General features: G+C 64.3%; 17 protein-coding genes. 4 read left to right on the forward strand and 13 right to left on the reverse strand.

Annotated elements, in window-relative coordinates; genetic code table 11:
• The first annotated feature begins 248 nt into the window (after positions 1 to 248).
• Entirely contained in the window at positions 249 to 1,376 is a 1,128-nt protein-coding gene (locus tag ACFOD4_RS21780) for an acyltransferase family protein (RefSeq protein ID WP_379599818.1), read from the forward strand.
• Between the two features lie 58 nt (positions 1,377 to 1,434).
• Here the strand turns inward: ACFOD4_RS21780 and ACFOD4_RS21785 are convergent, their stop codons facing one another.
• A complete protein-coding gene (locus ACFOD4_RS21785; RefSeq protein WP_379599819.1) occupies positions 1,435 to 2,667 on the reverse strand; it encodes a hypothetical protein in 1,233 nt (410 codons plus the stop codon).
• Positions 2,668 to 2,770: 103 nt separating this feature from the next.
• On the opposite strand from ACFOD4_RS21785, the gene ACFOD4_RS21790 reads away from it, so the two are divergent.
• The 3 genes from ACFOD4_RS21790 (at position 2,771) to ACFOD4_RS21800 (ending at position 5,931) form a co-directional block, all read left to right on the forward strand.
• The gene (locus tag ACFOD4_RS21790) at positions 2,771 to 4,807 is read left to right on the forward strand and encodes an NAD(+) synthase (protein ID WP_379599820.1); all 2,037 of its coding nucleotides are present in this window, start codon (positions 2,771 to 2,773) and stop codon (positions 4,805 to 4,807) included.
• Between the two features lie 57 nt (positions 4,808 to 4,864).
• Positions 4,865 to 5,473 (forward strand): cysteine hydrolase family protein, encoded by a 609-nt coding sequence (locus ACFOD4_RS21795; RefSeq protein ID WP_379599821.1) that lies wholly within the window; start codon positions 4,865 to 4,867, stop codon positions 5,471 to 5,473.
• A gap of 185 nt (positions 5,474 to 5,658) precedes the next feature.
• Positions 5,659 to 5,931, forward strand: a complete 273-nt coding sequence (locus ACFOD4_RS21800) for an HU family DNA-binding protein (protein ID WP_379599883.1) — start codon at positions 5,659 to 5,661, stop codon at positions 5,929 to 5,931.
• Positions 5,932 to 5,954: 23 nt separating this feature from the next.
• On the opposite strand, the gene nikR is transcribed toward ACFOD4_RS21800, so the two are convergent.
• The 12 genes from nikR to ACFOD4_RS21860 all read right to left on the reverse strand — a co-directional run bounded on the left by nikR (position 5,955) and on the right by ACFOD4_RS21860 (position 17,508).
• Positions 5,955 to 6,377: a nickel-responsive transcriptional regulator NikR gene (nikR, locus tag ACFOD4_RS21805; protein WP_379599822.1), complete on the reverse strand. Its 423-nt coding sequence runs from the start codon at positions 6,375 to 6,377 to the stop codon at positions 5,955 to 5,957.
• A 64-nt stretch (positions 6,378 to 6,441) separates the two neighbouring features.
• Positions 6,442 to 8,343, reverse strand: coding sequence for an AI-2E family transporter (locus ACFOD4_RS21810; protein ID WP_379599823.1), 1,902 nt, complete (start codon positions 8,341 to 8,343; stop codon positions 6,442 to 6,444).
• A gap of 114 nt (positions 8,344 to 8,457) precedes the next feature.
• On the reverse strand, positions 8,458 to 9,399 hold the full coding sequence (locus ACFOD4_RS21815; protein WP_379599824.1) for a replication protein RepA: 942 nt from the start codon (positions 9,397 to 9,399) through the stop codon (positions 8,458 to 8,460).
• Positions 9,400 to 9,828: 429 nt separating this feature from the next.
• Positions 9,829 to 10,806, reverse strand: coding sequence for a plasmid partitioning protein RepB (gene repB, locus ACFOD4_RS21820; RefSeq protein ID WP_379599825.1), 978 nt, complete (start codon positions 10,804 to 10,806; stop codon positions 9,829 to 9,831).
• Positions 10,803 to 12,011 carry a plasmid partitioning protein RepA gene (gene repA, locus ACFOD4_RS21825; protein WP_379599826.1) on the reverse strand — a complete coding sequence of 403 codons (1,209 nt, stop codon included), beginning with the start codon at positions 12,009 to 12,011 and terminating at the stop codon, positions 10,803 to 10,805. The genes repB and repA overlap by 4 nt, the downstream gene beginning before the upstream one ends.
• Positions 12,012 to 12,145: 134 nt before the next feature.
• Complete coding sequence (locus ACFOD4_RS21830) at positions 12,146 to 12,871, reverse strand: DapH/DapD/GlmU-related protein (protein WP_379599827.1); 726 nt, start codon at positions 12,869 to 12,871, stop codon at positions 12,146 to 12,148.
• Positions 12,872 to 13,075: 204 nt separating this feature from the next.
• A complete protein-coding gene (locus tag ACFOD4_RS21835) occupies positions 13,076 to 13,384 on the reverse strand; it encodes a winged helix-turn-helix domain-containing protein (protein WP_379599828.1) in 309 nt (102 codons plus the stop codon).
• Between the two features lie 68 nt (positions 13,385 to 13,452).
• A complete protein-coding gene (modC, locus tag ACFOD4_RS21840; protein WP_379599829.1) occupies positions 13,453 to 14,556 on the reverse strand; it encodes a molybdenum ABC transporter ATP-binding protein in 1,104 nt (367 codons plus the stop codon).
• On the reverse strand, positions 14,556 to 15,248 hold the full coding sequence (gene modB / locus ACFOD4_RS21845) for a molybdate ABC transporter permease subunit (protein WP_379599830.1): 693 nt from the start codon (positions 15,246 to 15,248) through the stop codon (positions 14,556 to 14,558). The genes modC and modB overlap by 1 nt, the downstream gene beginning before the upstream one ends.
• A 2-nt stretch (positions 15,249 to 15,250) precedes the next feature.
• Entirely contained in the window at positions 15,251 to 16,039 is a 789-nt protein-coding gene (gene modA / locus ACFOD4_RS21850) for a molybdate ABC transporter substrate-binding protein (protein WP_379599831.1), read from the reverse strand.
• A 63-nt stretch (positions 16,040 to 16,102) separates the two neighbouring features.
• Positions 16,103 to 16,381 carry a hypothetical protein gene (locus tag ACFOD4_RS21855; protein ID WP_379599832.1) on the reverse strand — a complete coding sequence of 93 codons (279 nt, stop codon included), beginning with the start codon at positions 16,379 to 16,381 and terminating at the stop codon, positions 16,103 to 16,105.
• A gap of 341 nt (positions 16,382 to 16,722) precedes the next feature.
• Positions 16,723 to 17,508: an SDR family oxidoreductase gene (locus tag ACFOD4_RS21860; RefSeq protein ID WP_379599833.1), complete on the reverse strand. Its 786-nt coding sequence runs from the start codon at positions 17,506 to 17,508 to the stop codon at positions 16,723 to 16,725.
• Positions 17,509 to 17,510 lie beyond the last annotated feature (2 nt).

Consider the following 17,510-nt stretch of genomic DNA (forward strand, 5'->3'; position numbering starts at 1 on the left):
AACTGCATCAATCGCTTGTAAAGGCGCGGCGTCTCCCGCAAGGGTGGCGCCGTTCATGCTTTACGAAACCGTGATCGGATGAACGATCCGCAAGATACATCGCGGATAGGTGAGAATAACAGTTTCGGCATCAGTGCTATGGCTGCGGCGCTGTTTTACGGAACGTAACACGATCGTTCTGCCTTGGGATCGAGGCGGCCAGGAGGTCGCCCCGTGCCCCGTCACGGCCCATGGAAGGAGAAACCTTCTTGTCTCATTCGATGCATGGCTTGCAGCCGCGTCAGGACATCCCCGCTCTGACCGGGGCGCGAGGGCCTGCGGCGCTTGCCGTTGTTGCTTACCACCTGCCGATGGACGCCACGGTGGCGCAGCATGCCAACTGGTTCGGGCTGGAGGCCATCTTTGCGCGCGGCTTCCTGGGTGTCGATTTCTTCTTCATCCTCAGCGGCTTCATCATCCATCACGTCTACCGGAACGTGTTCGCGAGCGGCGTCTCAGCCCGAGACGCGCAACGCTTCATGCTCTACCGTTTCGCGCGGATCTGGCCGCTGCACGTGGTCACGATGCTGGGGGCGCTGGCGCTCTATGTCGCAGCGATCTTTGTGTTCAAGCGCGTACCGGCCGATGCGGCGGCCTACTCGCCTTCCAGCATTCTCGCCAATCTGCTGATGGTGCAGTCCTGGTTCGGGATCGGCTCGCCCAACGTACCGGCCTGGTCCATCTCAGCCGAATGGGCCGCCTACATCGTCTTCCCGTTCCTGTGCTGGGTCCTGATGCGCCTGCCGCTGGTAGGCTGGATCGGTGTAGGGCTTGTGGCCTGGCTGCTGACCGGCACGGAGATGGTCTCTCATCCGCTCGGCCGCATCGCCTGCGCCTTCACCATAGGAGTCGTGCTTCGCGAGCTGGAAGGGCGGCTCGGCCTGGCGCATCGTCTGGGCAGCCTGGCCGGCCCGGCGCTGCTGGCGCTGCTGATCGGCAGTTGCTGGTTCCTGCCGGACACGATGCTGCCCGCCTACACGGCCGGCTTTGCCCTGCTGATCCTGGCCCTGAGCAACCCGCAGGACAGACTGGGCCGCATCGCTGCCATCCGTCCCCTGGTTTATCTGGGGGAAATCAGCTTCGCGCTCTATATGTGTCATGCGGTTGTTTGGTCGGCGTTCAAGAACGCGCTGCGCATGGTGGCACCGGGGCTTGATCCCGTATCCTACATCCCGGTGGTCCTGGGCACGGTGCTGTCGTTGCTGGCCGCGTCAATCCTGTATCACTGGGTTGAAATGCCCGGTCGTGACCTGCTGCGACGGGGCCAGCGCCGGGCGCCGCAGCATGTCGCCCAGAACCGTGGCGACGAGGCCTTGGCGAATACGGCGGCGCGCTGAACCGCACCGCCGCTGGAAGGACCGGGGGCGGGCCGCGCGACGGGCCGCCCTTTCAGGTTCAAAGATGCAGCAACCGCGGCAAAGCCTCGCCTAGTCTGAGCCGCGCCCACTGGTGCAGGCCATCGCCCGGATGAATGCCGTCCTTCGGCGGACCGCCCTTGTCGCCGCGCCAGAGGCGGGGCCTGGCCAAATCGCCAAAGACCTCTTCGATGTCAAAATAGCCGTAGCCGACGCCGTTGCGCTGGCGAATCGCCCGCGTGACTGCATCGAGTTGCGCCCAGGAGTCACTTGCGCCGAACTGCGATGGGGCGGCATTGGCGGCATCGGTTCGGGGCCAGGAGGTTCCGGGAACCAGCCGGATGCGCAACGGCTCCAACTCCCGCCGGAGCTTGTCGAGATCACCCAGGAACTGCTCCGCATTGCGGTGCGCGGCCTGATCGTTCTGCCCCAGGAAGCAGAGCATGTGGGTGATGCCGATGCCGGCCAGGATGCGGAAGCGGCGGCCGCGCTGCTCCGCGGGCGCGGCCATGATCTCCGCCAGAGACAATCCGGCCGCACCCATGTTGATGAAAGGCAGATCGGCATCGCCCAGTGCCGAAAGCACAAAGCCTGGATGGTGGCATTTTCCGATCAGGGCGGACGCTCCTGCGGCCCCGGTGGAGGAAATGCTGTCACCCAGAACAGCCACGCGCGGCCGCGGCGCGGCGCCTGGCAGAGGACGGCCCAGGATCGCCGCTGGCGCCATCACCAGGTAGTTGGCGGCACGCCCATAGCGAGCGAAGCGGCTGGCTCCGACATCGCTGCGCACTTCCTCGGCCGGACCCGCGATGCTGACCTCGTCGGGTCCGAAGGCTGGCAGGTCGGTGCCAGGGAAAACACGCGGCGCTTCCGCCCAGCGCGCCTCGATCGGCAGTTGAACGTCGCCTGCCGGATAGGCCATGGGTATCGCGGCCCGTGCCATTCCATCCGGCTCCAGCACTTCGGGCCGCACCAGCAGGACGGGGGAAGGCTGGTCAAAGCGAGGCTTGGGGGCGGCCGCCTTCAGCGTCACCGCCGACGCACCTGGCCTCAGCACCCGGACCCCGGTGATGTTCTGCCAGATCACCGCGAGCTCCGAGCAGGGCTCGGTGATGCGGTGCCATGAATTCTGTCGCCAGACGACCACACGGCCCGGCTGCGGGCTGGGAATGTCCCGCGCCGGAAGGCTGCAGCGGTTGCCGACCAGCACCAATGGCGTGTCATCGGCCACGAAAAGCCGGCCGCCGCGAATGGCGGCCAGAAGGCCCAGCATCTATCGCCTCCAACCCAGGGATGCGGCATGGGCGTGCCAAGGCGCGGCCTCCGCGTCAACGGGTCACTGGACGACTGCGCTGGTCCGTCCCACCTTACGCGCCATGAGCTTCCATTCCCTCTACCGTCACGGCTTCGCCCGCCTTGCCGCCTGCACCACCCCGGTGCGCCTGGCGGACCCGATGCGCAACGCGGAAGCCATTCTGGCCGCCGCGCGGCAATGCGACGCCCAGGGCACGGCCCTGGCCGTGTTTCCGGAGCTTTCGCTTTCCGGCTATGCGATCGACGATCTGCATCTGCAGGACGCGCTGCTGGATGCGGTGGAGGAAGCGGCGGCGACGCTCGTCGAGGCATCGGTCTCCATGCGGGTTCTGATGCTGGTGGGCGCACCGGTGCGTCACAAGGGGCGCGTCTACAACACCGCCCTGGCCATTCAGGGAGGGCAGCTGCTGGGTGTGGTGCCCAAGCAGCACCTGCCGAATTACCGCGAATTCTACGAACGCCGCTGGTTTGCATCCGGCGCCGGCACCGAAGGCGGTACGGCGCGGGTGGCCGGGCATGAGGTCCCCTTCGGCCCTGACCTTCTTTTCGCCGCCGAGGATGTTCCGGACCTCATCGTGCATGCCGAGATCTGCGAGGATGTGTGGGTGCCGATCCCGCCCTCCTCCGTGGCCGCGGCCCATGGGGCACTTGTGCTGGCCAACCTCTCGGCCAGCAACATCACCGTGGGCAAGGCGGATACCCGACGGTTGCTGGCGCAGTCGCAATCGGCGCGTTGCCTTGCGGCCTATCTCTACGCGGCGGCGGGGGTGGGTGAATCGACCACCGACCTGGCGTGGGACGGGCAGGTCTCCATCTTCGAGAACGGCGCCATCCTGCGGGAAAGCGATCGCTTCCCCGATGCCGAGCAGATCGTCATCGCCGACATCGATCTCGACCTGCTGAGGCAGGAGCGGGCCCGGCAGGGCAGCTTCGACGACAATCGCCGGGCTCATCACGCGGAGTTCCGGCGCATCTCCTTCCGCCTCAACCCGCCACAGGGGGACATTGGCCTGCAACGCGCCATCGAGCGCTATCCCTTCGTGCCCGCCGATCCGGCACGCCTGCACCAGGATTGCTATGAGGCCTACAATATCCAGGTTTCCGGCCTGGTGCAGCGACTCGGCTCCACGCGGGGCAAGGTGGTGATCGGAGTGTCGGGCGGCCTCGACTCCACTCAGGCACTCATCGTGGCCGCACGCGCCATGGATCGGATGGGAAAGCCGCGCACCGACATCATCGGCTACACCCTGCCCGGCTTCGGCACCTCCGCCGGCACCAAGACCAACGCTCATGCGCTAATGGAGGCGCTGGGCATCACGGCACGGGAACTCGACATCCGACCGGCGGCCAAGCAGATGCTGACCGATCTCGGCCATCCTTTCGGCCGGGGCGAAGCGGTTTACGACGTCACTTTCGAGAACGTCCAAGCCGGGCTGCGCACCGACTACCTGTTCCGTGCAGCCAACCACGAGGGCGGCATTGTACTGGGCACCGGCGACTTGTCCGAGTTAGCGCTCGGGTGGTGCACCTACGGCGTGGGCGACCAGATGTCGCACTACAACGTCAACGCCGGGGTGCCCAAGACGCTGATCCAGCACCTGATCCGCTTTGCCATCAGCTCGGGCGATTTCACTGATGAGGCCGGGGCGACCCTTCAATCGATCCTGGACACGGAGATCTCGCCGGAACTGGTGCCGGCCGACGCGGATACGCAGGCCCTTCAGAGCACCGAGGCCAAGATTGGCCCCTACGCGCTTCAGGACTTCAACCTCTTCTATACGCTCCGCTACGGCTTCCGCCCGTCCAAGATCGCCTTTATGGCCCTGCATGCCTGGGGCGACAAGGCCCGCGGCGCCTGGCCACCAGGCTTCCCGGAGGACCGGCGTGGAGCCTACGATCTGCCAACGATCCGGCACTGGCTGGAGGTCTTTCTCAGCCGCTTCTTCGGCTTCAGCCAGTTCAAGCGCTCCGCCATGCCGAATGGGCCGAAGGTGGCTGCAGGTGGATCGCTGTCGCCTCGCGGAGACTGGCGCGCGCCGTCCGACGGCAACGCCACAGCCTGGCTGGAGGAGCTGAAGCGCAACGTTCCGGCCGGGTGAATACGGCGATTACGGCCTGGCCACGCATCTCCTGCGCCTGCGGTTCGTTCTTCCCCCATGACAAACCGGGAAGCGTTGCGCTTCGGGCCACTCGGGCCGAATGCGCTGCACCTTTGCATCGACATGCAGCACCTCTTCGCCGAAGGTCCATGGGAAACCCCCTGGATGCATCGGGTGCTGCCGCTCGTGACCGCGCTGGCAGAGGCAGCGCCGGATCGAACGGTGTTTACCCGCTTCATTCCGCCCGAGCGTCCCGAGGACGCACAGGGCAGCTGGCGACGCTACTATGAAAGCTGGTCGCAGATGACCCGCCAGGCCCTGCCAGCGCAGGCCCTTGACCTTCTGCCGCCGCTGGCAAGGCTTGTGCCTCCGGCTGCAGTGCTCGACAAGGGCACCTACTCTCCCTGGACCGAGCCGGCGCTTGACCAGCTCCTGGCCGAGCGCGGCGTCGACACGGTGGTGATCAGTGGGGCAGAAACCGATGTTTGCGTGCTCGCCGCCGTCATGGGAGCCGTGGATCGGGGCTACCGCGTCGTGGTGCCTGTGGACGCTATCTGCTCCTCTTCGGACCGGACACATGACGCCCTCCTGACCCTGTATCGCGAGCGCTTCGGCCGGCAGGTGGAGGCCGTCAGCGCCGACGTCATCCTGGCAGAATGGCGCTGACCACACGCTCTCGCTGTGGCGAAGCCGTCACAATCCACCGGAACACTTCTCAAGCCTGTGGAAAACCACCCTCAGCGGGGCTTTGATCATCCAACCGGTGCTTGACCAGGCGGTGGAGAGGGTGTCTCTCCTGGCCGACCGACATCAAGATCCGGAGTATGCCTTTGTCCGACGATTCCCGCCCGATGACCCGCCAGGAGCTGGTCGATGCTGCCGCTGCCGCCGCCAACCTGCCGAAGACGCAGGCAGAGGCCGTGATCAAGGCCGTGCTGTCCTCCGTGGGCGAGGCCCTGGGTGCTGGCCGCGAGGTCCGTCTGGCCGGTTTCGGCAGCTTCGCCATCAGCGAGCGTGCCGCCCGGCAGGGCCGCAATCCGGCCACCGGCGAAGTGGTGCAGATCGCCGCCAGCAAGTCCGTGAAGTTCAAGCCCGCCAAGGATCTGAAGGACAAGCTGGGCTGAAGCCCCGCAGGCCACGGGAACCATCAGGTTTCCCGTGGCTGTTTTGCAGTGTCCGGCAGCACGACCAGCTTACCGTGCCGGACGCCCCGCTCGGCCATCACGTGGCCGGCGAACTGGCGAAGCGAGCCCGCATCGCCTCGCAGCACCGCCACCTCCAGGCAGTATTCCTGGTCGAGATGCAGGTGCAGCGACGATACCGAGAGATCATGGTGGTGGTGAAAGGTGCCCGTGAGGCGCCGTGCCAAGTCACGCTGCTCGTGTGAATAGGTGTAGACCAACGCCCCCAGGCTGGGGCCTTCCTCGCCACGGTCGGCAGCGTCCTGCTGCAAACTGGCCCGCAGGAGGTCGCGCATGATCTCGGACCGTCCGGCTTCGCCCCGCGAATGGGCGAGCCGGTCGATCTCTGCCACCAGCCCATCGTCCAGTGTCACGGTCACGCGTTGCATCGTGGTGCGCTCTCCAGCTTGATAGGGCCTCGACACCGGTTCTTTCCGTGGATCGACGCAGCCTTCAAGGGGCAGGTACCGTTTCTCCCTCGCCGGCAGCCGCCTGAAGACAGAACTGCACCGTCTCCCTCAGGCTGTCCGCCATCGGAGGTGTGTTCTCGGCTTCCTCGAGGACAGTGCTCTCGCCGGCTTCGCCGAACAGGCTGATCAGCACCGGCGTTTCAGGCAGGCGCTGCCTCAAACGGCGCAGGAGATAGCGGAGATGGCTCGTCGGGCCCGGCACCCGAAGTGCGCAGATGCAGGCCAGTCGAACCCCCTCCCCTTGTAGCTGGCCCACCTCACGGCGTGACACCGCCGCATGGGAGATGATCCGCACACCGAAACCATGCTTGCGCAGGATCTGCGCGGTCAGCACGGATGCGATGTCATCAAGCGGTCCCCTGCCGGCAACACAGAGCACCGCGCCCTCTGCCTGCCATTCCGGCGCCAGCTCCGGAGTACCCGGCTCCGGCGATGCTGGCTGGCTGGTGGGAAGGCGCAGCAGCCGGGTGGGTACGGGAACGCTGTCGGGATGATCTTCCAGTGCATCGGACAGCTCGGTCACAGCTTCGCGGATGCGTTCGAGCTGTGGCGGAGTTACCAGGCCGCGCCGCACGTCCGCGGCCGCCAGGGCCAGTCCGCGAAGCGCCACCTCGTCGTAATAGGCGGAGAGTGGCCGGTCACGCAGCAGAAGCTCGGCCTGCTCTTCCGCCTCGTCAGGATCGCCCGCCAGGGCGCGCTGGTAGAAGTTCTCCACCGGCGTGAGAGCAGGCCGGTCTCCGAGCAGGACATCCAGGAACTCGAACCGTTGAACATGCCGGCCCATCACCACGAGGCAGAGCGTCAGCGGCGTGGCGATGATCAGCCCGATCGGACCCCAGATCCAGCTCCAGAAGATGGTGGCGATCACCACCGAAACCGGCGACATGCCGGTGCTGTGGCCGTAAACGAGCGGCTCCACCACATGCGCGATGACCGGCTCGAGGGCCAGGAACAGGGCAATGGTCCAGAGCATCAGGGACCATCCGGGGTCCACCGCCGCAGCAAGGGCGATGGGCAGCAAGGCGCCCAGAATGGCGCCCACATAGGGCACGAAGCGCAGCAACGCCGCCAGGATACCCCAGAGCAGCGGGCTTGGCAGTCCGATCAGCAACAGCCCGAGGCCAATGGCGGCGCCGAAAGCGATGTTGATGGTCAGCTGGGCCAGAAAGAACCGGCTCAGGCGGTAAGCGGCATCATCCATGGCGATGGTGGTGCGGTGCAGATCGGTGGCGCCGAACAGCCGGATCAGCCGGTCCCGCAGATCCTCCCGCCGCAGCAGTACGAAGATGCTGACCAGGAGCACGATGCCGGCCTGCGCCAGAGGGCCCATCAGCGGTGTCGCCACCCGGTCCAGGATCTGCAGAGGCGTCAGGTCCGGCTCATGGACCTCCACCGGGATGGGCGCCGGCGCACCCGTGCCGCCTTCCCCGGACGCCGCCGGCGGTGCCACCGGGGCGACTTGAGGCGATGGCCGCCCGAGATCGCCGCTCAGCCGTTCCAGGACGCTGTCCACACGGTTGAAGGTTAATGCCTTCAGCGCATCGAGCTTCTGCTGGATGGTGGTCTGGTAGAGGCCGATATTTTGCACCAGCTCGGCCAGCTGGGCTCCGATTACTGCCGCGGTCGCCAGAGCGACACCGAGGGCCAGTGCCACGGCCAGAAGCACCGAGGTGACGCGGCCCAGACGGAAGCGCCGGAGCAGCCTGACCAGCGGCGACAGCACCAGGCTCAGCAAAATGGCGAGCGTTACCGGGATCAGCACGTCGCGTCCCAGATAAAGGGCTGCCACGAGCACGACGCCACCAATCAAGGTGGTCAGGCTGCGCAGTTCGGAGGCAGACCCGGCTTGCGGGGGCGCCATCCTGAAAGGCGGCAAATCAGGCATTGCGGCGGAGCTCCACGGCCAGGAGGCAGGCCGCGGGGCGCGGCCGCAGCCTTAACGCCGAAGAGGCATCAGAAGTCTCTCGCTCAGCCTGCCGTGGACTTTGCCGACCGCGACCTAGCCCTGGTTGCGCACCAGCTTGCGCACCGGCGGCGGAGACGGGTGCAGCATCAGGCCTTCCGGGGTTAGCTCCACGTGGGCGTCGCGATAAACTGCTTGGGCTAGTTGGAGGTTTTCGGTGAAGGCCGCCTTGAAGTGCTTGCGGAGGCGAATACCGGCTCCGAACTGCGTGGCCAGAGCTGGCCAGGAGATGAGCTTGCTGTCCTGCAGGGCATGCAGGCGGTAGGCGAGCCAGCAATACACGTCCAGTGCCATGGAAGAGTTGCGGATGTGGCGGATGGCCGCTTCATCCAGGGGCACGGCATGCTGGCGGAGCTGCTGGAAAAAGCTTTCCGACAGTCGGGCGGTTTCCACGAAGAGGTCGCCCTGCCGCTTGTCGCCTCCCTCCGCGCCGTCAACAAACATGGCGATGTCGACGATATTCTGGTTGACCAGGACCGAGGTGCCATTGCGGGTGAAGTGAAAGGAAAGCCTGCACCGGCTGATGCGGTCGGCCTGTTCGCGAACGAGCCTGGTGGTCTTGCCGCCGACCGAAACACCGAGACGACCCAGGAAGTCACGGAGTGATCGGCCGAGCTGTACGTCCCGGGACCCGGTCCGCAAGGCCTCCGATTGAAGATAGATCAGGATCAGCCGGGCAATGGAGCCGAAGGGAACACCAACATGGGCGGTGCTGCCATCGGGTCGCAGCCTGAGGCCCGGTTCGACCAGAAGGGTGAGGCTGTCCGTTTCCAGCTTCCAGACGGCGCTGTCATCGTCAGGCCGCCGATGGGGCAAGGCCGTTTGGCACCAGCCAGAGTGAATGTAACCTGTTCCGATATCTTCATCAGCGGCCCATGACGCTGCGGCTTCCACGATCCGAGCGCCACGACGCCCCTCCACCATGTCTCGGCTGGCCTGGCGCCCGAAGGCTTCAATGAGGCGGTGAACCGTGGCCATGGCCCTATCGTTCCTGCTGCTGGTGACCGATCATTCCCAAAGGGATCGATCGTCCCGATGCATCTTGGCGGCACCCTGACGGACGCGCGGCGCGCTGTCGCCGTGGACTTTGACGACCGAAAGCTAATTGCAGCTAGTTGAAAGTTATATTTGCTCTGTGCCGACAGAGTCCCCGGGAAAACCGTTGCAAGTGATTGTTTTGACGAGCGGCCCGTCGGCAGAGTCCACGCTTGAGCCGGCAAGGTCCACGGAGCGGAGCCTGGACGACTCCGCGGCCCTCCTGCCCTCTCCGGGGAACGACTCCAGCCACTTCTAGACCCGCGACAATGGGAGCCTCCGTGCGGTCGCCAAAGTCCACAGCCCTGGAAAACAGCCCGGTGGCCCTGCAATCCAGCAGCTGGTCGCTAAAGTCCACAGACACGTTCCCTGTCATTCCCGCGTCTCGGCAAGGAAGTCCCGGTGCAAATCGTCAAGGCGATCCACCAGGAACCGGGCGAAGCGTGGCTCCAGTCTTTCATTGATGGTCAACCGTGTGCTCTGGCCGCTGGCCTCAATACGCACCACCGGATCTCCGGCGGCGTTGCGCCAGTACCGCTCCGCGTTTTCCGCATCATCGGCTCGGCGAAGCGCTTCATAGATCCGTAGGAAGCGCGCGTCGCTGCCCAGCGCGCGATAGCCTGGTGCCTCCAGGGCGCGTTCCGCCGTCAACGCGGCCTGCGGGTGGGAGAATAGACGCTGCAACTCCAGCCAACGGGGACGGCCGGTCCGAGGGGCTGCGCCGATGGCCAGGATGATGGGGCGAGGAATGCCTCTGGCGACCTGCAGATAGCGGGTCATTTCCGCGGATTGCACGGCGAGGGCGGCATGCAGGGTGGGTCGGTCAAAACCCAGCTCCTCCAGATGAGCGGCAAATAGCGCCTTCTCGATAAAGGTGAGATTGCGCCGCTCGATGTTCTCCTTGCCCTGAGCAACAACAAGTTCAGCATCGCTCAACGGCCTGATGACCGCCTTGAGGTGTATGCCGAGCCGTTGCACGGCCATCAGGCGCCGATGGCCATAGGCCATCTGGTACCGTCCTGCCTTTGCGGGATGGGGCCGCACGAGAACGGGGACCTGCTGTCCAGACTCGCTGATGCTTTGCACCAGCTGCTGCATCTCCGCGTCGTGATCCGCAGCAAGACGATCCTGTACGAAGGACGTGTCTACCAAGCCCGGATCCAGATCCACCACCGAATCCCCGGCTTCAATCTGCGCCTTCAAGGCTTCGGCCTCTTCCCTCATCTGGCCCAGGTTGAGTCCCATGGCGCGGACCGCGCCAGAGGGGACACGGCTGGCAGCCGGCGTCTCTGCCTCGGGGGCCGCCGGTGCGCTGCCCAGAAGAGAGCGCAGAGTGTCCTTGCGTTTCATCGGCTGGTGCGCCCCCAGGCTTGAGCCATCAATTGCGCCACTTCGCCGTTCACGGCATCCAATGCCTCGGCTGCGCGGTTATAGGTCTCACGGCTGAAATTCTGCGGGCCGACTTCGTAGAGGGTCTGTTTGGTCAGTCCTGCATCCGAGATAGCGGTGGATTTGACCATCGGGTTGGTCAGCACCCGGTCACCGAACAGACTGCGCAGGAAGCCGACGACCTGTGTTTGTGGCCCGTCCTGAGGCTCATACCGGGTGACCAGATAGCGCAGGAAATCGTAATCGAGGCTGCCTCCCGCTTCTCGCACTACCGAGAGAAGATCGGAGGTCATCAGCAGGAACTGGCACATGCTGGCGATATCCAGCATCTGCGGATGCACCGTGATCAGGACCCCCGTGGCGGCGCAAAGCGCCGAAAGCGTGAGAAAGCCAAGTTGCGGCGGGCAGTCAATAATGACCGCATCATAGTCGGCTTGCACCGTACTCAGAGCTTCAGTGAGGCGCGTGAAGAAGACGGAGCCTTGTCGGCGTTCCGACTGTGCGAGCATACGAGGCGTGTCATGTTCAAACTCGTGCAGTTCCAGATTGGCTGGCACGATGTCCAGTCCCGGGATGTAGCTGGGCCTGATCACGTCACGCAGTGGCCTGCGCTGGCTGTCATAGCGCAGAGCGGCGTAGAGGGTCTGGTTCTCACCGATATCCAGTTCCGGTTGGTAGCCGAACATTGCTGAGAGGCTGGCTTGCGGGTCGAGGTCAAGGGCAAGGACGCGGTATCCACGGAAGGCCAGATATTCGGCCAAATGCACTGTGGTCGTGGTCTTGCCAGAGCCTCCCTTGAAGTTTGCCACAGCCAGAACCTGCAGATGTTCCTGGCCTGTGCGGTGCGGCTGACCGGGCTTCTTCTTGGTTCCGAGAAGACGGCGCAATTCGTGGATCTGCTCCAGAGTATAGGCACGGCGTCCGCCAGGCCCTTTCTCGGGTACCGGCCCTTCACCTGCCAGCGCCAGTTGGCGAAGATAGGAGTCGCTGATCTGGACCAGGGCAGCGGCTTCACCGCTGGAGAAGCGGCGAAGGCTTTTTCGCGCGGCAGGCGGAAAAATGCGGTTGCGCAGCAGAGCGAGCTGCGCACTCAGGGCTTGAGCATCGGCGCCGATTTGATGGTCTATCGTTCTTGCGGGCGCCGGGGTGGCGGTGGAGGAGGGCATGTCCGACGCTTTTCTCCGACGAATTCGAATTTCGGCGTCACTATAAGGTCTTGGCGCTGAAATGCATCAACTTCAACGTTGACAGCTGTCAATGCCGCTCGTTGACAGCTGTCAATTCCAACAATGGCCGATCCTCAGGTTGGCCCGCCCCAGCGATCGCAGAAGGAGGCGATATCGTCGTTCTGAAAGTCCGGCAGTCGTTCCATGATGAGATCAAAGGGCCAGTCCCACCAGGCGATGCGTTGTAGCCGGCCAGCCACCTCTTCCGGGAAACGACGGCGGATCTCGCGGGCAGGCACTCCGCCCACGATGCTATAGGCTGCGACGTCGCGAGTGACTACCGCGCCGGCAGCCAGTACTGCACCGTTCCCGACCGTTACGCCTGGCAGAACCACCACGCCGTGCCCGATCCATACATCGTGTCCGATCGTGGTGCGTTCGAGACGGCGTTGCTGGAAGAAGCCGGCATCGCGTTGTTGCCGGGGATCGTAATATTCGGGGCAGTAGGTGAAGCGATGCACCGATGGCCGTCGCAGGGGGTGGTTCGGCGCTCCGATTCGAACATGCGCCGCAATAGCGCAGAAGCGCCCGACGCTTGCATCCGCAACCATGCAGTAGGCGCCCAGATAACTGAAATCTCCGATCGAGGAATACTCGACACTGCAATGGTCCAAGACCTCACAACAACGCCCAATCTCCGCTTCTCGAAGCTGTGTGATGGGCGAGATTATGGTTTTGCTGATCTTGCCGCCGGAGTACGACATGGCGCTCTTGCCCTCATCTGTCATGCCGCGAGGTTTTAGCAAGAAGATGAAAAACCGTGTGTGACACTCGCTGAAGGGGTAGTCGACGTCGCGCAAGGCTTTGGTGTCGACGTAGCCATAGTTCCGGCTGCGGACATCCCCTTCTCCACGCCGGCTGGAGCGTCAGCTTGAGAGGCATCCGAGCCGTAATATCACAACATTACAAGAGGCTGTTGGTGCGTCTTCGCCGGACCTTGTCCCGGCCTAGCCGGCACCATCCCTCCCTATACGGGTTCGTTGGAGGAAGATGGTCGACGCTGATCAAAGATCATGATCAGGCAGCGTATGCTGCTCCGCGTGAGCCCGAGTGCACAGGCGAATCAGATGCTCCATCTCCGATGCCGCCGCGCCGGAGGCCAGGATCTCGGCTCTGCGATAGTGATGAATGACCTGCTGTCCCAGCGGGGTCAGGGTTGCACCACCGCCGCTGCGGCCGCCGGTTGATGTTGCTACCACCGCATTGCCAAGAATGTCGTTGGTCGCCTCCACCAACTCCCACGCGCGCCGGTATGACATGCCGAGCGATCGTGCCGCCGCGGAAATAGATCTTCGCTGGTCGATCGCTTCCAACAAGGCAATCTTTCCGGGACCAATGCGCCCGCCAGGCAGGTCAAGGCGCAGGCTCAGCCTCGACCGGGTCATTGTATGTCCTCCACCGCAGGACCGGCCGTGAAGGCGACCGACTTGACCAGGGCCCAGATAGAGGCACCTTGGGCAAGACCAAGGCGTGAAACAGCATCCTGCGTCACACGGGCCAGCAGGGTGCTGTCACCCAGCCGGATATGCAGCATCGCCTCATGTGCGGCCACGGGCTTAATGCTCTGCAACACGCCTGGGAGGACGTTCTGCATGGAGAGATGCCGCGGTTCGACCGTGGCGATGGAAACATCCCGCGCCAGGATGCGCAGGCGCAAGGCCGTTCCCGGTTCCTCGCTCCGCAGTGGCACCTGGATCTCGCCGCCGGCGAAGCTGAGCCTAGTGAGCCCGCGTCCCCTGTCATGCGTCAGCACCCGGCACGGAAGAACGGCGCCTGCATCCCGGCGATGGACAAGCGGTAGGTCGGTGCGGGTGGACATCACCTCCACCGTGCCACTGGCCAAGGTTTGCCCATTCTCCATCAGCACCAGGAAGTCAGCCAGCTGGTCAACTTCGTCCAAGGCGTGGGTAACGTAGACAACGGGAACACGAAGCGTCTCCCGAAGGCGTGCGAGGAACGGGAGCAACTCGGCCTTGCGCGCCGCGTCTAGAGCTGCCAGCGGCTCGTCCATCAGCAACATCGAGGGACGTGAGAGCAGCGCACGGCCCAGTGCAACCCTCTGCTTCTCGCCGCCCGAGAGATGCCCAGGCCGGCGGGCCAACAGGTGATCGATCCCAAGAAGCTCGACCACTGAAGCAAAATCCGGACCCTGAGCCGCGGCAGGTGCCCGGCGTTCTCCGTAGCGAAGGTTCCGATGCACAGAAAGATGAGGGAAGAGCCGGGCATCTTGAAAGACCATCCCGCATCGCCTCTGCTCCGGAGGCAAGGCCACTTGGTGCGCGGTGTCGAGCAGAACGCGGCATCCAAGAACGATGCGTCCGTGCTGAGGCATCAGGAGACCTGCGAGGGCGGTGAGCAAGGTCGATTTACCGCAACCGGATGGCCCGAACACGGCGGTGACGCCTGCGGCCGGCGCGGCGAAATCCACATCGAGCGAGAAGCCAGACGTGCCTCGAAAGCGGTGCTGAAGCTGGACCTGCAGCATCAGCGCCCGAGCAAACGCTGCAGGCGCCGCGCCGCGAATTCCGCAAGAATCAGTGCCAGCACTGCGAGAGAAAATGAGATGGCGGCCAGCCTGGCCGCAGTTGCTTCGCCACCGGGCGTCTGCACCGCCGTGTAGATGGCGAGTGGCAGGGTTTGCGTTTCCCCCGGAATATTGGAGGCAAAGGTGATCACCGCGCCGAACTCACCCAGTCCCGCAGCAAAGGCTGTGATGGCGCCTGACAGGATACCTGGGCTCATAAGGGGGAGCGTGATCGTCAGGAAGCGATCCCAGCGACGCGCGCCCAAGCTGCGCGCGGCCTCCTCCAGGCCCGGATCGACACCGTCCAGGCTGAGGCGCACCGCACGGACAATCAGCGGGAAAGACATGACAGAGGTAGCGAGGGCGGCGCCATGGCTGGTGAACACCAACCGAAGACCGAACCATTGGTCGAGCAGCGCGCCGATGGGCCCGCGGATGCCAAAGGTCATAAGCAGTATCCAACCGACAAGTACTGGAGGCAGCACCAGCGGCATGTGGACCATTGCATCCACAAGCGACTTTCCAAAAAATCGCCCGCGCGACAGCAGGTAAGCCACCGCAATGGCGGGCGGGAGGCCGAAGGCCATGGACCGGAAGGCGATGCTGAGGCTGAGCCTGACGGCTTCCCATTCCTCGGGAGCGAGCCAGTTCATGCTCAGGGATTGCGAGGGGCGAAACCGAAGCGACGATATATGGCCGCGGCTTCTTCTCCTGTGGCAAAGGCAAAGAAAGCCTCCGCCGCAGGGTTGCCTGCCGCCTTGCGCGTCATCGCGAACGGATAGGTAATGGCGGGATGGCTCTCGGCCGGAAAGGTACCGACCACCCGGACGCCGGGCGAGGCCGCGGCGTCGGTACCGTACACAATTCCAAAGGGAGCTTCACCTCGCTGGACCAGCAACAATGCAGCACGAACATGATCAGCGCGGGCCAGTCTGGGCTCCACTACGTCCCATTGCCTCATCCATTGCAGCGCGGCTTGTGCATAGCGGCCAACAGGGACATGGACAGGATCACCCGTCGCAACTCGCCCATTTTGTCCCAACAAGGACCGCAGATCCGTCGTCGGCGATAACTCGACGCTTGCAACCTGACTGTCGGCCGGTGCTATCAGCACCAGGCTGTTGGCGACGAGACTGATCCTGCTGGCCTCGATGATCAGCTGCCGTTGCTGTGCGTAGTCCATCCAAGGTTCGTCAGCGGAGGCAAAGATGTCAGCCTGCGCGCCTTGCTCCAGCTGACGCGCCAATGCCGAGGATGCCGCAAAGGAGAAGCGGGGCGGGGCATGGCCGCGGTCCTGCCACGCCTTGGCCAGTTCCCGCATCACATCAGTCAGGCTGGCGGCGGCGAAAACGACGGGAGAGGGCTGGCTCTGCGCGTGCAATGACGAAATCCAGCCAAGCCCAAGAAGAATGGCCAAGGCGGCGGAAGTGGCCCGACGTCGCATGGGAGCAACCCTCGTTATTCCCGTTCGACTATATCGGCCGCTTTTCTGATGACAACAGCCGCGTCAGGAGCGTTCCAGCATGCTGTCAGCTTGGTGCTCCAATTGCTTCGCCGCATCCCGCGCGGCGGAAACCTTGCCTGCAGTGTCGCTGAGCCGCGATTGATAATCCTGCAGCTGGCTGGCCAAGCCATGGGTCGCTTGGCGCATCTCAACCAAATTGCCGCGAAACGCAGCCACGGCAGCCTTCTGTTCAGCCAGTGCGGCCTCCAGACGGCGTAGGGCGAGACGAAGGCGATCCTTGTCGCTCCGGGGGAAATCGAGCAGTTCGGCGGTGCTGGACATGGTGGATCTGGCTCGTGTCTGTCTCTTTTCTCGCGAAAACCTACCATTAAGTTAAATAGTCGCACAATCCGGGACGGCATGACGCCTATGAGATCTTCGTTAATGATGGTGGATCGTGGGAAATGCGAGAGCCGCACCTTATGCCTGCATCTGCCCTGCGGAATGAGAGCCTGCCAGCACGGACTGCGAATGTCTGCGCTGGAGCGGGCTGAGCAGAAATGGCTGCGCGCACCGCGTGTCCGGGGTGAGGAGCACAGCGGGGAGGAGCGAAGCTACGCTAGCGCTTAGGAGTTTAGAAGAGCAGGCGCGGCCAACTGCTCTAGCCGCGCCTACTTGATGGATCAGACGCTGGCGATGAACCCGCCGTCCACGCGAATGGTGGAACCGGTGATGTAGGACGCACGGGCGCTGGCGAGAAAGGCGACCGCATCGCCATACTCCTCCGGCCTGCCGTAGCGGCCGGCAGGGATCGAGCCGGTGCTCTCGGCCTCCACATCCTCAACCGAGCGGTTCTCGCGCTTGGCTTTGGCCTCGTCCAGGAAGCGGATGCGATCGGTCGCCACGCGGCCGGGCAGAATGATGTTGGCGGTGATGCCGTCGCGCGCCACTTCGCGCGCCAGCGTCTTGGACCATCCGACGAGCGTCATGCGCAACGCATTGGACAGGCCTAGATTCGGAATCGGCGCCACCACACCGGAGGAGGTGCTGGTGACGATGCGGCCCCATTTCGCGGCCTTCATGCCCGGCAGGATGCGGTCGGTGATGGCAACAACCGACATCACCATCATCTCGAAGCTGCTGCGCCACTTGTCAGGGCTCTGACCAGAAACCGGCGTCGGCGGCGGACCGCCGGTGTTGTTCACCAGGATCTGCACTGGACCATGCGCGGCCTCGATGGCGCTGATGTGGCCCTCGATCGAACCCAGATCGGCCAGATCCCACTTCACCGTGCGAATAGTGCCGCCTTCGGCCTTCACCGCGGCTTCGGTCCCGGACAGCGCCTCATCGCTGATATCAGCGGCCGTTACCTTCACACCTTCGCGCGCCAGAGCCACGCAGATGGCACGGCCCAGGCCACCACCTCCACCCAGCACCAGGGCGGATTTGTCCTTGATTCCAAGATCCATGA

The organism is Teichococcus globiformis (assembly GCF_042646265.1).
Taxonomy (GTDB): domain Bacteria; phylum Pseudomonadota; class Alphaproteobacteria; order Acetobacterales; family Acetobacteraceae; genus Pseudoroseomonas; species Pseudoroseomonas globiformis.

Coding starts and splice junctions, on each gene's coding strand:
- ACFOD4_RS21785 (WP_379599819.1), bottom strand. CDS start 2,667: ATGCTGGGCCTTCTGGCCGCCATTCGCGGCGGCCGGCTTTTCGTGGCC.
- ACFOD4_RS21790 (WP_379599820.1), top strand. CDS start 2,771: ATGAGCTTCCATTCCCTCTACCGTCACGGCTTCGCCCGCCTTGCCGCC.
- ACFOD4_RS21795 (WP_379599821.1), top strand. CDS start 4,865: ATGACAAACCGGGAAGCGTTGCGCTTCGGGCCACTCGGGCCGAATGCG.
- ACFOD4_RS21800 (WP_379599883.1), top strand. CDS start 5,659: ATGACCCGCCAGGAGCTGGTCGATGCTGCCGCTGCCGCCGCCAACCTG.
- nikR (WP_379599822.1), bottom strand. CDS start 6,377: ATGCAACGCGTGACCGTGACACTGGACGATGGGCTGGTGGCAGAGATC.
- ACFOD4_RS21810 (WP_379599823.1), bottom strand. CDS start 8,343: ATGCCTGATTTGCCGCCTTTCAGGATGGCGCCCCCGCAAGCCGGGTCT.
- ACFOD4_RS21815 (WP_379599824.1), bottom strand. CDS start 9,399: ATGGCCACGGTTCACCGCCTCATTGAAGCCTTCGGGCGCCAGGCCAGC.
- repB (WP_379599825.1), bottom strand. CDS start 10,806: ATGAAACGCAAGGACACTCTGCGCTCTCTTCTGGGCAGCGCACCGGCG.
- repA (WP_379599826.1), bottom strand. CDS start 12,011: ATGCCCTCCTCCACCGCCACCCCGGCGCCCGCAAGAACGATAGACCAT.
- modC (WP_379599829.1), bottom strand. CDS start 14,556: ATGCTGCAGGTCCAGCTTCAGCACCGCTTTCGAGGCACGTCTGGCTTC.
- modB (WP_379599830.1), bottom strand. CDS start 15,248: ATGAACTGGCTCGCTCCCGAGGAATGGGAAGCCGTCAGGCTCAGCCTC.
- modA (WP_379599831.1), bottom strand. CDS start 16,039: ATGCGACGTCGGGCCACTTCCGCCGCCTTGGCCATTCTTCTTGGGCTT.
- ACFOD4_RS21855 (WP_379599832.1), bottom strand. CDS start 16,381: ATGTCCAGCACCGCCGAACTGCTCGATTTCCCCCGGAGCGACAAGGAT.
- ACFOD4_RS21860 (WP_379599833.1), bottom strand. CDS start 17,508: ATGGATCTTGGAATCAAGGACAAATCCGCCCTGGTGCTGGGTGGAGGT.